This window comes from Vibrio sp. A1-b2, from assembly GCF_021726015.1.
GTDB lineage: Bacteria > Pseudomonadota > Gammaproteobacteria > Enterobacterales > Vibrionaceae > Vibrio > Vibrio diazotrophicus.
This window is the reverse complement of record NZ_JAKKCI010000010.1, coordinates 71962-87212: the sequence shown is the minus strand read 5'-3', so window position 1 is coordinate 87212 and position 15251 is coordinate 71962. Positions and strand designations below refer to the sequence as shown.

The following is a 15251-nucleotide window of genomic DNA, read 5'->3' as shown; positions in this document are numbered from 1 at the left end:
TATTTTCTACTTCTATGTTCATGGCGAACATTTGTGCTCCGATATCGGGGCACTTTTTTTGCCCTTGATTTTCCACCTTTCTCTCCTCGGGCTCGATCTTAAAAAATTTACACTTTGAAACATTTGTAAAAACAGAGAGTTACTGGTGCATGCATAAATTCTATGAATCTATAGGCTTTACATATAATAAGTAATGCTTACTATATGTAATAACTTGTTACATGTACAATCCTGTAAACCTCAAAAACATCCAACATAGGTAATGTTATGACAACTCCATCGATAGGGTATTTGCTTTGGGATGTGACGCGCATCGTACGAAAACGCTACGAATCTGCGTCGAGTTCTACATGCTTAACGCTCGCTCAAGCAAAAGCTTTGTCGCATATCGCTTGTCGCCAAGGTGTTAAACAGGTCGATTTGGCGGAAGTGTTAGACATCAAGCCTATGACGTTAGTCAGAGTGATCGACTCACTGGTCGAGGAAGGTTTTGTTGAAAGACGTCCTGACCCTACAGACAGACGTGCTCATCTCATTTATTTGCTGCCAGCAGCGGATGAGCAACTTAAAAAAGTGAAAAGTGTCGCCAATGGTATCTGGGCAGAAGCGCTGGACGGTCTTTCAGAACAAGAAATCGAGCAGTTTGTTAAAACGCTCAATCATATACATAGCAATCTTTCTTTAGAAAACAAACCAAAGTCTTAATTTTCAGGAACACCTCGTATGTCTAATTCCAAACCAGAGCATGAAAAACCGGTTTCAACATTAGTGCCTAAATCGCGTCGTAAAACCAAGCGTGCCGTTATGCTCTTTCTCGTCCCATTACTGGCAGTGGCTGGCGGTGTCGCCATTTATCTGCATGGCGGTAGATATGTTGAAACAGAAAACGCTTATGTGAAAGCGGACAAAACGTCGATCACTTCTGAAGTATCTGGTCGTATTGTTGATGTGCCAGTGGAAGAGAACCAGTTAGTGAAAGCAGGGGACTTGCTGCTTCAAATTGACCCGACGTCATACAAAATTGCCGTCGAACAAGCTCGCGCCAATTTGAATGATGTAAAGACCACGCTAACGACTTTGAAAGCAGAATATCAAAGCAAACTGGCTAACATTGAAGTATCAAAAAGCCAGCACGAATACCTGAAGAAAGAAGAAAAGCGTCAGCTTGATTTGCTCAAGAAAAAGTACACCTCTCAATCTCAATATGATTCAGCTCGTCAAAATACGCTGCTGGTTGAGCTTGAAGTGAACGCGCTTAAAAAAGGGCTAAAGCAGGTTGAAGAAAGTTTGGGCGGTGATGTAAACGCACCGATCGAACTTCACCCTAAGTACCGTGCAGCGGTAGCGGCGTTAGATAAAGCGGAAAACGATCTTGCGCACGTAAACCTTTATGCGCCTGCTGATGGTGTGGTGACAAAAGTTGTGGAGAAAGGTCAGTACATTTCGCCAGGAAGCTTAGCAATGATGTTGGTGTCGGATTCAGACATCTGGATTGAAGCAAACTTTACCGAAACTGAATTAACACACGTGAAAACCGGCCAAGATGTTGAAGTGAAAGTGGACTACGCACCGGGCTTTACTTGGAAAGGTAAAGTGGAAAGCTTAAGCCCTGCAACCGGTGCTGAGTTCTCGGTTATTCCGGCACAAAACGCAACGGGTAACTGGGTGAAGATCGCGCAACGTTTACCAATCCGCATTCGTTTAGAGCAAGAAGAAGGTGCGCCTAAACTGCGTGCGGGTTTAAGTGCCGTAGTCACTGTCGACACTCACCATCAACGTCACCTGTCACTGTAAGTGGAGTTAGACGATGAATAGTCACGTCGAAGCCGTGCCGGAAGAAGAGCCAGCCAGTAAGCGCGCATTTATCACACTTTCTGTGATGCTTGCGACCATTATGCAGGCACTTGATACCACGATTGCCAACGTTGCTCTGCCTCATATGAAAGGCACCATGAGTGCAACACAGGATCAGATCTCTTGGGTTCTGACTTCTTACATTGTCGCATCAGCCATTGCTATGCCGTTAACTGGTTTTGTGGCAGCGCGTATTGGTCGTAAGCGCTTGTTTTTGTTCTCAGTGGTGGGCTTTACCTTTGCTTCTGTGCTTTGTGGTGCTGCGCAATCGCTGGAACAAATCATTCTGTTCCGTCTGTTACAGGGCATTTTCGGCGCTAGTTTAGTTCCGCTATCACAGTCAGTATTGCTTGATACCTACCCGACAGAACAACACGGTTCCGCTATGGCGATGTGGGGTGTGGGGGTTATGGTTGGCCCAATCTTAGGGCCATCATTAGGTGGTTGGTTAACGGAGTATTACAACTGGCGTTGGGTATTCTACATCAACGTACCGTTTGGCATTATGGCGTGGTTGGGTATCGCAGCTTATGTAAAAGAGACCAAACTCGATCCTGACCGCCGTTTTGACCTGTTTGGTTTTGCACTTTTAGGTATTGCGATAGGCAGCTTGCAGATGTTCTTGGACAGGGGAGAATCACTCAACTGGTTCTCAAGTCTGGAAGTGATCATCGAAGCTTCTTTGGCTGTTCTGACCTTCTACATGTTTGCCGTACATATGTTTACCCATAGAGCGCCGTTTCTTGATCCTATGATGTTCAAAGATCGAAACTACGTGGTTGGCTTGCTGTTCGGCTTTATGATTGGGGTGATTTTGCTGGCAACGATGGCTCTGCTACCGCCGTTTTTACAAAACTTAATGGGTTATCCGGTATTGGATGTCGGTTTATTACTGACACCTCGTGGTTTCGGTACGATGACCGGGATGATGATTGTCGGGCGCTTATCCGGAAAAGTGGATCTGCGATATCTCGTAACCATTGGTTTGTTACTGATGATTGTTTCACTGTGGCAAATGACCAAGTTCTCGGTAGACGTTACGCGCTGGGAAATTATCTGGACAGGTACCGTTCAGGGGCTGGGTTTGGGTTTGGTGTTTGTGCCGCTGTCGACATTAACCTTTTCGACTTTAGCACCTCGCTACCGCAATGAAGGTACGGCGTTATACAGCTTGGTTCGAAACATCGGCAGTAGTATCGGTATATCTTTGGTGACAACCTACTTGTCGCATCGAGTGCAAATTAACCATGCGGTTTACGCCGAACACATCAACCACTTCAATCCAGCGTTGCAAGATGCGGTTCAGAAGGGTGTTTATGATCTATCAACCACCGCAGGGTTGGTGAACTTGAACAACATGGTGACTAAGCAAGCGTCTATCTTTGGTTATTTGCAAGATTTTCGCTTTATGATGTACGTGTGCATCTTCATGCTGCCTTTGTTGGTCTTGTTGCGCAGGCCGGGAGCCAGTAAATAACGTCTAGTAACAGAAACGTCCTTAGTTGGACGTTTTTCTTTTTTAGTTTCAAATAACCGCAGTTAGAAGTGCTCTTTTGAACGTTATCTTATAAAATCCGAATAAGCTTATTTTTTAACGGCATACAAACATGTCCAACCTTTCGATTGTTGCTGCTCGCGCAGATGATTTAGAAGTGCTCAATGATTTGATGTATGAGTTGCATCATGAACACCATTCCGCTTGTCCTGAGCATTTTAAAACTGCTGAAGACATCGAACAGGAAAAAAGCATTGCTCGTTATCTCGATTCACCGGAATGCCTGGTTTATGTCGCCAAGCAGAATGATTCGATCATCGGCTTTATCACTGGCCATTTTTGCGAACTAATTTCTACAGTTAGCAAACCAGTGCCAATGGGCAGTATCGATGAACTGTATGTTTTACCGGAGTTTCGCAAGCAAGGTGTCGCAACCTTGCTCTATAAGAAGCTTGAAATAACCTTGATAGATTATGGTGTTGAACAAGTATTCGTAGAGGTTTGGGCATTTAATCAAAATGCTCATCGATTCTATGAAGATTCGGGGTTTGAGCCTCATATCGCATGGCTGAGAAAATCGGTTAAGCACCGCTAATATAACCAATAAATAACGTAGAGTGAGTTTAGTGTTTCAACGTCGGTTGCTAGAAGTTTTTGCCGCTTTGTGGCTTTTATACCTGTTACCTGCTTATGCTCAAGAGCAGGGGAATATTGCTGCGCCAAATACTGCTGCGCCAAATATGGTGAATCCGTATAAAGGCGCTTTGTGTCTGATTAAGGCGGACGACAAGATTGTTCTGGTCAAAGAAATCATCACCAAACAACTGTCGATTCCCGGTGGCACCATTAAACCCGGTGAGCCACCACAACTCGCTGCCCAAAGAGAAACTTGGGAAGAAACCGGAATTGTTGTTACGGTTGATGAAGAGCTAGGCCATACCGATAAAGCCATTTTCTTCGATTGCGTCAGCTCATCAGAAATCATTGCTTATCAACACCAAAACTCAATGGGAGGGTATGAATTACCTGTCTGGTTTGCTCCCGACTATGGTGTTGAAGTGTCGAGTGCAATGCTGATAGATCCGCTCTATGTGGATGCAGAGCAATATCGATATCCCAAAGAGTGGAATTCAACCATAGAGATGTTTCAACGGGCTACCGATCAGCCAATGAGAATTGTTGCCGATCTGATTCAGGCAGCACCAAGCTTCCATCAATCCGAATTGAAATGGATTCAAGCGTTTCAGCTCTGGGTAAGTAAATTGCCACAGCAGTGGGGCAGCTTTATCCATAATATGCTGTATAGCGGAAATCTATTCGCTTCACCTATTTGTGGCATTATTCTCTTTCCTTTGCTCTATTGGCGTTGCGGCAAATCGGTTTGCTACAAGGTAAGTTTCGCTATCAGTATTACTTCCTTGATGTGTCTGTTTGCTCAGCAAGGTTTTACGCTTCCTCGACCACATGTTTATCTCCCGTCACTACAGCTTGTAGCAAGTTACGGAAACGGTTTTCCAAGTTTACCCGTAGCAGTGTGGAGCAGTATTGGTATCTTACTGATGACAGAAAAAGAGAAGCTAGGTGGTCATTGGTTTGGCGTAGCTTACTGGCTTTCTGCCGTTTGGTTGATTCTGTCAAAGTTCTATTCAGGAAGTGCATTTCTAACCGACATGGCCGTGGGGGTGTTTCTCGGTCTGTTAATTACTTGGAATATCATTCGTTTCGACATCAAGAGAACCGAGAAAGCTCGCACCATTATGGGCTCGCGCCGCGTTTGGTGGGGGATCAGTTTGGTTGCTGCAATTTTTGCTTACTACTGGCAGCTTCCTGTTTTCTCCGCTTGGTTAGTGGTATTGATCGTTATGGCGCTTGTTACGACTACCCTGAAGAATCAAAGAGAGCATCTGACTTTGTTTCAAGGTTTACTGTTTACGCTGATATTGGCTGCTGTGTATATGGTGATCTCTTACCTTGCAGCTCAGGTCTCTTCGAGTGGCATTTTGTCTCTGGTGGTCGAAATTTCGCGATATCCGACCATGATTATCGTATTTGTTGCGATGATTAAACTTACCTCATCGGCTACGACAGAGACTAAAAAGCCCAGTTAAACTGGGCTCTTGCTTATAATTGGCAGTAAGAATTAACGCGTCAGATAGGTTTTGATGAACTCGCTGATCTTGATGAGATCCGCAACCGCGATGAACTCTTCGGTAGTGTGTACTTTTGACATACCCGTTGACAGGTTAACTGTAGTTAAACCTTTTACATTGAAGTTATTCGCGTCACTGCCGCCACCCGTACTCTTGGTTCTAGGCTCAATATCCATAGATTCGAACACTTGCTTGATAGCCGCGATGTGTGGGTGACTATCATCCATAACAAAGGCGTTGTAAGAGCGCTGAGAATCGATCTCTACCGTTGCACCGTGCTTTTCAGCTACAGCTTCAAAGGTATCCACCATATGTTTTACCTGAGCGGCCAGTTTTTCGTTATTGAGAGAACGCGCTTCAGCAACGATGGTGAGTTCAGGCATTACGATATTGGTTGCCAAACCGCCGTTTACCATACCGATGTTAGCCGTGGTTTCTTCATCAATACGCAATAAGTTCATTTGCGTAATGGCATCCGCTGCAACGGAAATTGCGCTGATACCTTCTTCTGGCGCTAATCCTGCGTGTGCAGGTTTACCGTGAACAGTTACTTTTAGTTTTTGTTGGCCAGGTGCCGCTGTAATAATGGTGCCAATTGGGCCGCCAGTATCAAGAACAATCGCTTTGTCCGACTGAATGTAGTTCATATCAAAGTGTTTAGAACCCATTAAGCCGCCTTCTTCATGAACGGTAAAAGCGATTTCAATAGTTTGATGCGCGGCATTTTCTTCTTTCAGAGTTTTAACAGCTTCAAGAATTGCAGCGATACCAGATTTGTCGTCACCACCCAAAATAGTGTTACCCGCAGAGCGGATAATGCCATCTTCAATGACAGGTTGAATTCCATTTCCCGGACTTACCGTATCCATATGGCATGAGAAAACTGTGCTGCCAACAAGCGAACCTTCTAGACGAGCATAGATGTTGTAGCCGTTTGAAACACTCTCAGGAACAGGAAGTTTGTGCACTTCGAATCCAAGGTCTTCAAGTTGAGCTGACAGGATATCGGCAAATACCTTCTCTTTTCCTGACTCACTATCGATTTGGATGATTTCTAGAAAGTGTTCAATAAGACGCTGATCGTTAATAACAGGCATAACATAATCTCTAAGGAAAACAGGAGATGTACCATGCCTCTCGACGCTTCGCTTAACCCTGAGTTAAATCAAGAAATGTTCGAAAAGTAATGTTGTTATCGATAGCGGGTGAGAAAATGAGAGCCTAATTCAATAGGATATTCCTATTGAATTAATGGATTCATACGATTTCTATTTAACATCACCAACGCTTATTATTCTCTCAACGAAGCAAAGAATATCAACATAAGAGGTGATGTTATGAAAAAGAATCTTATTGGTCTCGATAAAGAACAGAGCCTAGAACTCGCGGAAGCATTGAATAATTTATTGGCTAACTATCAGGTGTTTTACATGAACACTCGTGGTTACCACTGGAATATTAAAGGTAAAAAGTTCTTTGAATTACATGCAAAATTTGAAGAAATCTATACTGATCTACAACTGAAGATTGATGAAATCGCAGAACGTATCCTGACTCTTGAAGTTCAGCCACTACATAGCTTTAGCCAATATGTAGAGCGTTCAAAAATTAGCGAACACACCAATGCTACTGATGGCGATAGCACCATGAAAGGGTTAGTGGAAGGTTTCAGCCTACTGATTGGACAGCAACGCAAGGTATTGAGTTACGCGTCAGAAGTGGGTGATGAAGGTACTGCTGCATTAATGAGTGACTATATCCGCGAGCAAGAAAAGCTGATCTGGATGTTAAGTGCATGGCTTGATTAATACTTGTTTGCTCTGCCGATAATCTTTCGAACGCCAATCATTTGTTGATTGGCGTTTTTGCGTTTGCCCCTAAGTTATATCGTGTAATGCCTTGGAAATTGACCTTGTGATTGACCTACATCAGAATAGCGGCAAATAATCGTTGGCTTTTAATTTAAATTAAAACATTGTTTCAATTATCACGTTTTATCTTGGTGGATAGCGGTAAACTGCGTGCAGTTGTAACACTTATATAGGATCATTGTCGTGTTTGTAGGTAAAACGTCACACCTTGAGTTTGCTGGCTTCTTAGCGCCAGAACTTAAAAAAATCATTGCATCAGTATTGGATCGTCTAGAGACTCCGCTTGAAAATGGCCGTCATGAAATTGATGGCTCCAATGTATTCTTCATGCTGGTGGATGACCACACTCAGCTTTTAGAACAACGAAAATCTGAATGCCATAGCCGTTATTTAGATGTGCAAATTCTGCTTGAAGGTAAAGAGTCGTTTGGTTACAGCCTAACGCCATTTAAAGGTTTGGATGAAGATTTCCTTGCTGAAAAAGATCTCGCATTCAGTGAGCAATTAGAGGAAGAACACTTTGCATCACTTACTGCTGGTAAGTTTATTGTTTTCTACCCAGGTCAGCCTCATCGTCCGTTGGTAGCGACGGATAACAAACCGATGCCAGTGCGTAAAGCGATCATCAAAGTAGATAAGTCGCTGTTCTCGTAATTATCCAGCAACTTTAAATTAATAGAACGCCCGCAATCGCGGGCGTTTTTGCAAGCTAATAATCATTTAACGATTTCAGTTAAATGAAGCGACTTGGCCAGTCAGAGAATATAGCATCGACTTTGTCGAGATGTGGGAAGCGTTCTGCTTCATTAACTGTATAGCACCAAATTTGGTAGTGGTGTTGTTTCAAATACTGAATGTGTTTTTCAGTGATCCACTTGTAGTTCAGGTTACAGCTAAAGGCACTCACTTCATCAAGCAGCGCTTTGTCTTTTGTCGATAAACGCTCACTCAATACACCCAATTTATAGCCAGAGCAGTGCTGATGTAATTCGCGGATGATATCGTGGCTAAAGCTTGACAACACGATCTGCTCTTTAGCGATAGGGTGCTGATCCAATTGCTGTTTGAGTTGAGAAACCACACTGGTGACATCGTGTTTATCGACTTTGACTTCGAGATTCAAACCTAACTGGTGCTGCTGAGCCAGTTCAAGTAACTCATCCAGCGTCATTATGCTTTCACCTGCAAATTGCTCAGAGAACCACATGCCAAAATCGAAACTTTTGAGCTCTGCAAGGGTATAAACATCCACACGACCTTTACCATTACTACAACGATTAATGGTGTGATCATGACAAACGATAAGTATGTTGTCCTTGGTGGGTTGAATATCAACTTCGACCCACGATAAACCCATATCGATAGCCGCTTGAACACTCACACGAGTATTTTCCGGATAGGTGCCTGCAACACCTCTGTGACCGACAACGATCAGAGACATACAAATTCCTTTATTGAAAGCGAGAGCTGAACAGTTTTACGCAACCACCAGTTCGACTTGATGAGAGTGGCATAACGTCATAAATTCATTGGTGGCTTCATCGGCAAACAGTCGCTTCATTTCTGATAGTTCACCACTAACAACGGGAGCATAGCGCCCAAATTTCGTTTTGTCTGCAACTAACCAACATTGCTGACTTTGTTCGATAATCGCACGTGTAAGCCCTGACTCTTCTGGCGTAAAATCCAGTAACTGTCCTTTATCGTTGAAGCCTCCGACACCGAAAATTCCAATTTTAATATTGAATTGTCGGTAAAAGCGGGTAGTGGTTTCACCCACGGTATCTTCATCGGAAGGGCGAACAGCGCCGCCGGCCAGATAGACAGCAATATTCGGATTGCGGCTTAAGGTTAACGCCGCATTGATATTGTTGGTTACAACAGTTAGCCCCGGATGATCAAGCAGAGCCTGTGCAACGTATTTGGGCGTCGTTCCAATACCAAGAAAAATACTGGTGCCCTCGGGTAGCTCTTTTACTACTCGTTGTGCGATTTTTTGCTTAGCAGAGAGGTTGATCAACTCGCGATTGGTGAATGACAGATTGTCATTTGGACTGGGTAGCGAAATGCCACCGTGAACTCGTCGAACCATACCTTTGTCGCTCAAGTCATTCATATCTTTACGAATCGTCTGAACGGATACATCAAAGCGCTGTGACAATAGGTCGCTAGACAACACGCCGTGAGCGTGTTGCAAGTACTCCAAAATCTGTTTTTGTCTGGTAGATAAACTCACATCAATCCTTACGCAATAGCTCGTTTAGCAAGAGAGACAGGGCAGAGACGTTTGCCTTGCTCATCAAACAGATGAAGATTGGTGCGAGAGACCGAAATACTCAGCGGCGCGTTGTTATCCAGATTCATTTCAGGCGTCACGGCAATAAAACTGTCGTCGCTATCTATGCTGTTTAAGCTGCCATGAACCAGTTGGTTTGGTCCTAAAGGCTCAACAACATGAATGGATAATTCCAGTGTAATTGCATCACTACTTGAATTTGAATGCGTAATCTCCGCATGTTCAGGGCGAACGCCCAGCGTGAGATTTTCCATACTGAGACCTTCATATTCAGGCAGGAAGAACTGCTTACCAGCGACATGCAACTGACCATGAACTAAGCATGCGGGCATAAAGTTCATTGCTGGGCTACCAATAAAGCTCGCAACAAAAGTACTCGCTGGTTTGTGATACACCTCGGCAGGGGTACCAACTTGTTCAATTTCACCCAGTTTAAGAACTACGATGCGATCGGCCAGTGTCATTGCTTCCACTTGGTCATGGGTAACATACACGCTGGTTACACCCAGTTCTCTTTGCAGCTTTTTGATCTCCAGTCGCATGTGCGCGCGAAGAGCAGCATCAAGGTTCGATAAAGGTTCATCAAATAGAAACAGTTGAGGATCACGAACGATCGCGCGTCCCATGGCAACACGCTGACGCTGCCCGCCAGACAGTTTTGCTGGTTTGCGGTCAAGGTATTCTTCTATTTTGAGTGTTTTAGCAACTTTTTGAATCTTTTGCTCTATGGTGCTTTTATCAACGCCACGATTCTTCAAACCATAGGCTAAGTTATTGTATACACTCATGTGCGGATAAAGCGCGTAGTTCTGGAATACCATTGCAATATCGCGTTTTGCTGGTTTTTCTGTATCCACGCGGCGCCCAGCCAAATGTATTTCACCGCTGCTAATGCTTTCTAAACCGGCAATTGAACGTAAGATCGAAGACTTACCACAGCCAGACGGCCCCACGAGTACCAAAAACTCGCCTTCGTTAATGGAAAGGTCTACGCCTTTCACTGCTTGATGGCCATTTTCGTATGTTTTTACTAATTGTTTGATATCTAACATTACGTTGTCCTGCTTAATGCTCGCAGAGCTATGTACGAGATGCATTGAGTTATTATTTTTCACTTTCAATTAATCCTTTAACGAACCAACGTTGGAATATCACTACAACCAATACAGGCGGCAGCATAGCGAGGATGACCATAGCAAAGGCATAGTCGTATCTGGGGCTATTGGTTTCATTGATGTTATTAAGAATCTGTTTGATGCCCATAACGATGGTGTTGTACTGCTCATCTGTGGTCATCATGATTGGCCACAAGTATTGGTTCCAACCCACAACAAACATGATGATGAAGATGGCGGTCATCATGGTTTTCGATAGCGGAAACAAGATATCGATAAAAAATCGAATTGGGCCTGCGTTATCTAATTGCGCCGCTTCCAGCAGTTCATCAGGAATGGTTTTAAAAAACTGACGAAAGAAGAAAGTCGCCGTGGCAGAAGCAATTAAAGGCAGGATTAATCCTGAATAACTGTTGAGCATGCCTAAGCTCGACACGACCTCATAAGAGGGAATGATCCGAACTTCAAGCGGTAGTAGCAGAGTGACAAAGATCAGCCAAAACCACGCACTTGCATAAGGCAGGCGGAAATAGACCAGAGCATAAGCCGCCATCATTGAAATGATGATCTTACCGATAGCAAAACCAAGCCCCATGATGACGGAGTTGAAGATCATGGTTTTTGCTGTGACATCACCAGTAAAACCAAGGCTTTTGTTCCACGCTTCGCTATATACAGCTGACAGGTTGTTGCCGATATCCCATTGCAGGCCTTGGCTCACCAGCACGTTAGGCTCATGGGTTGAACTGGCAAAAATCAACCATAACGGCACCAGCATAAATAGAGCGCCAAGAATCAATATCAAATGATCGGAGAGAGAATTACTTTTCATTGGGTTCCCTTAGTAATGCACGCGCTTTTCAACAAAACGGAACTGTATAAAGGTCAATGCCAATACCAGTAATAAAAGCACCACAGATTGTGCTGAGCTGCCGCCTAAATCTGCGCCAACAAATCCGTCACGGTAGACTTTGTAAACCAGCGAAGTCGTTGAGCCTCCGGGGCCGCCATCTGTCAAAGTGTCAATAACGCCAAAGGTGTCGAAGAATGCGTAGGTGAGGTTAATCACCAGCAGGAAAAATCCAGTTGGAGCGAGAAGCGGGAAGGTAATGGTCCAGAAGCGTTTGCTGTCACTGACGCAATCCAGTGTTGCAGCCTCTTTTACGGCGTACGAAATCGATTGAAGACCTGCGAGAAAGTAAACAAAGTTTACCGCAACCTGCTTCCACACCGAAACCAAAATGAGCGCAATGGTGGCATCAAGCGGATCGGTTTGTACGCTGAATTTCCAACCCAGATGTTCTAAGAAATCAGTAAGAACGCCTATGTGTGGATTAAATAAGAAACCACCGATGATGCCAGCGATGGCGGGCGCAACCGCATACACCCATGTGAGCGTGACTTTGTATGCGCTTTGTCCATGAATAATGTTGTCGGCTTTAACAGCTAGTAAGAGCGCAATCGCTAGTGACAAGAACGAGACTAGGATTGAAAAGATGAGAGTGAATCCGAGAGATTCTAAATAGTCTGAAGACTGAAAAAGAATTTGGTAATTTTCAAACCAGACAAACGTTGAAGACATGCCCCATGGGTCTTCAAGCATGAAAGAGAGATAAACGGCTTTTGCTGCTGGATAAACGAAAAAAATAGCAATAATTGCGATTTGCGGAGCAAGCAAAAAGTAGGGCATTGGAGAGTGAAAAAATTGTTGTCGACGTTCCACAAGCTTTGTCCAATTGATAAAAAGAAATGCCCACTGAACATTACATTCAGTGGGCTGGTACAGAGTTATTTCACTGTGCGTGCAAAACGATCCAGCAGTTTGTCACTTTCGTCTTCCACTTTGTCCAGACTCGCCTGAACAGTTGAACGACCTGCGAAAATGTTGTCGAATTCACGGTGCATCACTTCACGAATCTGTGGGTAGAAACCTAGACGATAGCCCTTGTTCCATTCACCTGAGGCTAAGCTCAATTGTTTAACGCCCACTTCTGCATCTGGCTGTTCATTGTAGTAACCAGATTGTTTAGTCAGTTCGTAAGCAGCATTGGTAACAGGCACATATCCTGTTGTTTTGTGCCAGTACATCTGTACTTCAGGCTTAGTCAGGTAAGCAAAGAAGTTCGCAACAGCTTTGTCTTGTTCTTTAGAGTGACCACTCATGGCAAATAGCGCTGCGCCACCAATGAAGGTATGAACGCCTTTGTCATTGAGTTTTTCCCAGTAAGGAAGGTAAGTGGTGCCCAGCTCAAACTTGACGCGACTACGTAGGCCGCCGAATGAACCTGAAGAACCCATCCACATAGCCACTTCTTGACGTTCGAATGGTGTTTGGTTTGCATCCCAGTCACTGCCGTAATACTTGAAGTAACCTTTGTCCGACCACTCTTTAAGTTTGCTGAAATGCATCACCATGTCTTTGGTGTTGAACATGATTTTTGAAGACAGATCTTTATAGCCATTTTCTTTATCAGCTAGAGGCAGGTTATGACGAGACTTAAAGTTCTCGAACATAATCCAAGGCGTGTGTGATTCCGAAAATGCGACATAGCCTTTTGCTTTTAGTTTTTCAGCTAATGCTTCTAGCTGCTCATAAGTCTTAGGCGCCTCAGCACCCACTTTCGCTAAGATATCTTTGTTGTAATAAAGAACAGGTGTTGAGCTGTTAAATGGCATGCCAACCATTTTGCCGTTTTGGTCCGCATAGAAATTGCGAACACCCGCTAAGTAGTCTTGTGCAGAGAATGGGAAACCGGCATCAATCATTATGTCCTGAACAGGTTTCGCTACGCCCGGAGCGTTCATAATCGTTGCAGCGCCGGCATCAAACACTTGAAGAATGTTTGGAGATTGGCCAGCACGAAACGAAGCAATACCCGCGGTTAATGTTTCTGTGTAAGAACCTTTAAAAACAGGCGTGATTTTGTATTCGGTTTGCGAAGCGTTAAAGTCCGAAGCGATTTTGTTTACTGTTTCGCCCAGTTGTCCGCCCATTGCGTGCCACCACGTAATTTCAGTCGCTGCAAATGAAGTTCCTGAAACTGTTGCCGAAAGCAACCCTGCTACCCATAGCTTATTCATTGACTTTATTCCTTGTTAAGTTTCGAACGATACTGTTTGTGTTTCGTTTGATGCTATGGTGGCGAAGAAATGTTTCACGTAGGTGGACGAAAAATGTCACTAAGGTTAAAGATTTATGGATCAGGTGACTTAAATCACATTAATAAAGGACAGAACCGCTGCACCAATCTGGATCGTAATGATTGATTAATGAACTATAAAAGAGCGATATTGCAGCCAATAACGCCATAATATAGCTATATTGCAAAATATAATTGGAATGAATGTTGCTAATACTAGTAAAATCTACAATCCTAAATTTGATCTTGTTAAGTTGTTCAAGGAACGAATATGAAAATTGGTGTTATTGGTGCTGGTGCTGTTGGAGTAGGTATCTGTAACTACTTATTAACCTTAGGTAGTGTGAGTGAGCTGACTATTCTTGACCGCGATGTGAAACGAGCAGAAGGCGAAGCTTTCGATTTCAGACACACAGCGGCGCTAACTTTCTCTAAAAATACCCGTATTACGCCGACCGATGATTACATGGAGTTGATTGGTGCTGATATCGTGGTCATTACCGCAGGTGCGCAAATTCAACAAGGCCAGACACGTATGGACTTGGCTGAAATCAACGCAAAGATTGGTGTCGATATTGCGAAGAAAATCGAGCGTGTTGCACCTAAAGCAATACTTATTGTGGTGACTAATCCTTGTGACATTGTCACACATAGTATTGTGGCTAACACGGGTTACAGTCCTTCGCGCGTCATTTCTGCAGGTTGTGTTATTGATACAGCTCGTTTGATGGCTATTGTGGCTCACCGTGTCAACTTAGACCCTAAAAACGTGTTTGGTTACGTGCTAGGCGAACATGGCAGTGAGTGTTTTACACCTAAGAGTTTGATCAGCATTGCTGGGCAGCCTGCTGACTACTACTGTGATTCAAACAATATTCCTCGAATTGACGCTGATGAGCTATTGGAATCGGTAAAGCAAGCGGGGTTTGAAATCTTCAAACGTAAAAACAATACCGTTCATGGTATAGCTGCGAGCGTGTTCCGCATTATTCAGGCAATCATGATCAACGAACACTCAGTACTGCCAGTCGGGACACTGTTACGTGGTGAATACGGCTACAAAGATGTTGTTCTGAGCTTACCTGCTGTCATCGGTAAGAATGGGGTAGAGAAGATTCTCATCCATCCATTTACAGAAGAAGAAAAGCAGCGTCTGGACGAAATCGCTGCAAACTTACGTAATCAAATGATTCATGTGGCTAAACTTACTGGATTAAGCTACTAAAATTTGCAGATATAAAAAGGTGGTTAATGCCACCTTTTTTCATTCTTAACCCCATAACTCATCTCTATTCTCTTTAAACACTTTCCATCGGTGCAAATTCAGCAC

The 15251-nt window shown here is 43.9% G+C and carries 15 protein-coding genes; 8 read left to right on the top strand and 7 right to left on the bottom strand.

All coding sequences use genetic code 11. The features are described from left to right. Positions 1-267: 267 nt before the first annotated feature. The 5 genes from L3V23_RS17935 (at position 268) to L3V23_RS17915 (ending at position 5457) form a co-directional block, all read left to right on the top strand. A complete protein-coding gene (locus tag L3V23_RS17935) occupies positions 268-705 on the top strand; it encodes a MarR family winged helix-turn-helix transcriptional regulator (RefSeq protein ID WP_102954912.1) in 438 nt (145 codons plus the stop codon). An 18-nt stretch (positions 706-723) separates the two neighbouring features. Next, positions 724-1794, top strand: a complete 1071-nt coding sequence (locus tag L3V23_RS17930) for an HlyD family secretion protein (RefSeq protein ID WP_102941993.1) — start codon at positions 724-726, stop codon at positions 1792-1794. 13 nt (positions 1795-1807) lie between these two features. Then, on the top strand, positions 1808-3331 hold the full coding sequence (locus L3V23_RS17925) for a DHA2 family efflux MFS transporter permease subunit (RefSeq protein WP_102966538.1): 1524 nt from the start codon (positions 1808-1810) through the stop codon (positions 3329-3331). A gap of 130 nt (positions 3332-3461) precedes the next feature. Beyond that, positions 3462-3944 carry a GNAT family N-acetyltransferase gene (locus L3V23_RS17920; RefSeq protein WP_102966539.1) on the top strand — a complete coding sequence of 161 codons (483 nt, stop codon included), beginning with the start codon at positions 3462-3464 and terminating at the stop codon, positions 3942-3944. A 31-nt stretch (positions 3945-3975) separates the two neighbouring features. Beyond that, positions 3976-5457 (top strand): NUDIX domain-containing protein, encoded by a 1482-nt coding sequence (locus L3V23_RS17915; protein ID WP_237292685.1) that lies wholly within the window; start codon positions 3976-3978, stop codon positions 5455-5457. 32 nt (positions 5458-5489) lie between these two features. Here L3V23_RS17915 and L3V23_RS17910 read toward each other — a convergent pair whose 3' ends face one another. Further along, positions 5490-6596, bottom strand: a complete 1107-nt coding sequence (locus tag L3V23_RS17910) for a M20/M25/M40 family metallo-hydrolase (protein WP_102966540.1) — start codon at positions 6594-6596, stop codon at positions 5490-5492. A 240-nt stretch (positions 6597-6836) separates the two neighbouring features. Here L3V23_RS17910 and L3V23_RS17905 point away from each other — a divergent pair, with 240 nt between their 5' ends. Continuing rightward, positions 6837-7307, top strand: a complete 471-nt coding sequence (locus L3V23_RS17905; RefSeq protein ID WP_102954907.1) for a Dps family protein — start codon at positions 6837-6839, stop codon at positions 7305-7307. A 246-nt stretch (positions 7308-7553) separates the two neighbouring features. Beyond that, positions 7554-8024, top strand: coding sequence for a YhcH/YjgK/YiaL family protein (locus tag L3V23_RS17900; protein WP_102966541.1), 471 nt, complete (start codon positions 7554-7556; stop codon positions 8022-8024). A gap of 79 nt (positions 8025-8103) precedes the next feature. Here the strand turns inward: L3V23_RS17900 and L3V23_RS17895 are convergent, their stop codons facing one another. The 6 genes from L3V23_RS17895 to L3V23_RS17870 form a co-directional block, all read right to left on the bottom strand. Further along, positions 8104-8811 carry a glycerophosphodiester phosphodiesterase family protein gene (locus tag L3V23_RS17895; RefSeq protein ID WP_102966542.1) on the bottom strand — a complete coding sequence of 236 codons (708 nt, stop codon included), beginning with the start codon at positions 8809-8811 and terminating at the stop codon, positions 8104-8106. 36 nt (positions 8812-8847) lie between these two features. Next, on the bottom strand, positions 8848-9606 hold the full coding sequence (locus L3V23_RS17890) for a DeoR/GlpR family DNA-binding transcription regulator (RefSeq protein WP_042482260.1): 759 nt from the start codon (positions 9604-9606) through the stop codon (positions 8848-8850). An 8-nt stretch (positions 9607-9614) separates the two neighbouring features. Further along, the gene (gene ugpC / locus L3V23_RS17885; protein WP_102966543.1) at positions 9615-10787 is read right to left on the bottom strand and encodes a sn-glycerol-3-phosphate ABC transporter ATP-binding protein UgpC; all 1173 of its coding nucleotides are present in this window, start codon (positions 10785-10787) and stop codon (positions 9615-9617) included. After that, positions 10771-11613 (bottom strand): sn-glycerol-3-phosphate ABC transporter permease UgpE, encoded by an 843-nt coding sequence (ugpE, locus tag L3V23_RS17880; RefSeq protein WP_042482262.1) that lies wholly within the window; start codon positions 11611-11613, stop codon positions 10771-10773. The genes ugpC and ugpE overlap by 17 nt, the downstream gene beginning before the upstream one ends. Positions 11614-11622: 9 nt before the next feature. Continuing rightward, positions 11623-12504 carry an ABC transporter permease subunit gene (locus L3V23_RS17875; protein WP_042482263.1) on the bottom strand — a complete coding sequence of 294 codons (882 nt, stop codon included), beginning with the start codon at positions 12502-12504 and terminating at the stop codon, positions 11623-11625. Between the two features lie 65 nt (positions 12505-12569). Then, entirely contained in the window at positions 12570-13862 is a 1293-nt protein-coding gene (locus L3V23_RS17870) for an extracellular solute-binding protein (RefSeq protein ID WP_102964200.1), read from the bottom strand. A gap of 330 nt (positions 13863-14192) precedes the next feature. Here L3V23_RS17870 and L3V23_RS17865 point away from each other — a divergent pair, with 330 nt between their 5' ends. Beyond that, positions 14193-15146 carry an L-lactate dehydrogenase gene (locus L3V23_RS17865; protein WP_102966544.1) on the top strand — a complete coding sequence of 318 codons (954 nt, stop codon included), beginning with the start codon at positions 14193-14195 and terminating at the stop codon, positions 15144-15146. Positions 15147-15251 lie beyond the last annotated feature (105 nt).

Bases quoted from the DNA above. Each gene is read 5' to 3' on its own strand.
- L3V23_RS17865 (WP_102966544.1), top strand. From the start codon at position 14,193: ATGAAAATTGGTGTTATTGGTGCTGGTGCTGTTGGAGTAGGTATCTGT.
- L3V23_RS17910 (WP_102966540.1), bottom strand. From the start codon at position 6,596: ATGCCTGTTATTAACGATCAGCGTCTTATTGAACACTTTCTAGAAATC.
- L3V23_RS17905 (WP_102954907.1), top strand. From the start codon at position 6,837: ATGAAAAAGAATCTTATTGGTCTCGATAAAGAACAGAGCCTAGAACTC.
- L3V23_RS17930 (WP_102941993.1), top strand. From the start codon at position 724: ATGTCTAATTCCAAACCAGAGCATGAAAAACCGGTTTCAACATTAGTG.
- L3V23_RS17920 (WP_102966539.1), top strand. From the start codon at position 3,462: ATGTCCAACCTTTCGATTGTTGCTGCTCGCGCAGATGATTTAGAAGTG.
- L3V23_RS17935 (WP_102954912.1), top strand. From the start codon at position 268: ATGACAACTCCATCGATAGGGTATTTGCTTTGGGATGTGACGCGCATC.
- L3V23_RS17870 (WP_102964200.1), bottom strand. From the start codon at position 13,862: ATGAATAAGCTATGGGTAGCAGGGTTGCTTTCGGCAACAGTTTCAGGA.
- L3V23_RS17895 (WP_102966542.1), bottom strand. From the start codon at position 8,811: ATGTCTCTGATCGTTGTCGGTCACAGAGGTGTTGCAGGCACCTATCCG.
- L3V23_RS17925 (WP_102966538.1), top strand. From the start codon at position 1,808: ATGAATAGTCACGTCGAAGCCGTGCCGGAAGAAGAGCCAGCCAGTAAG.
- ugpE (WP_042482262.1), bottom strand. From the start codon at position 11,613: ATGAAAAGTAATTCTCTCTCCGATCATTTGATATTGATTCTTGGCGCT.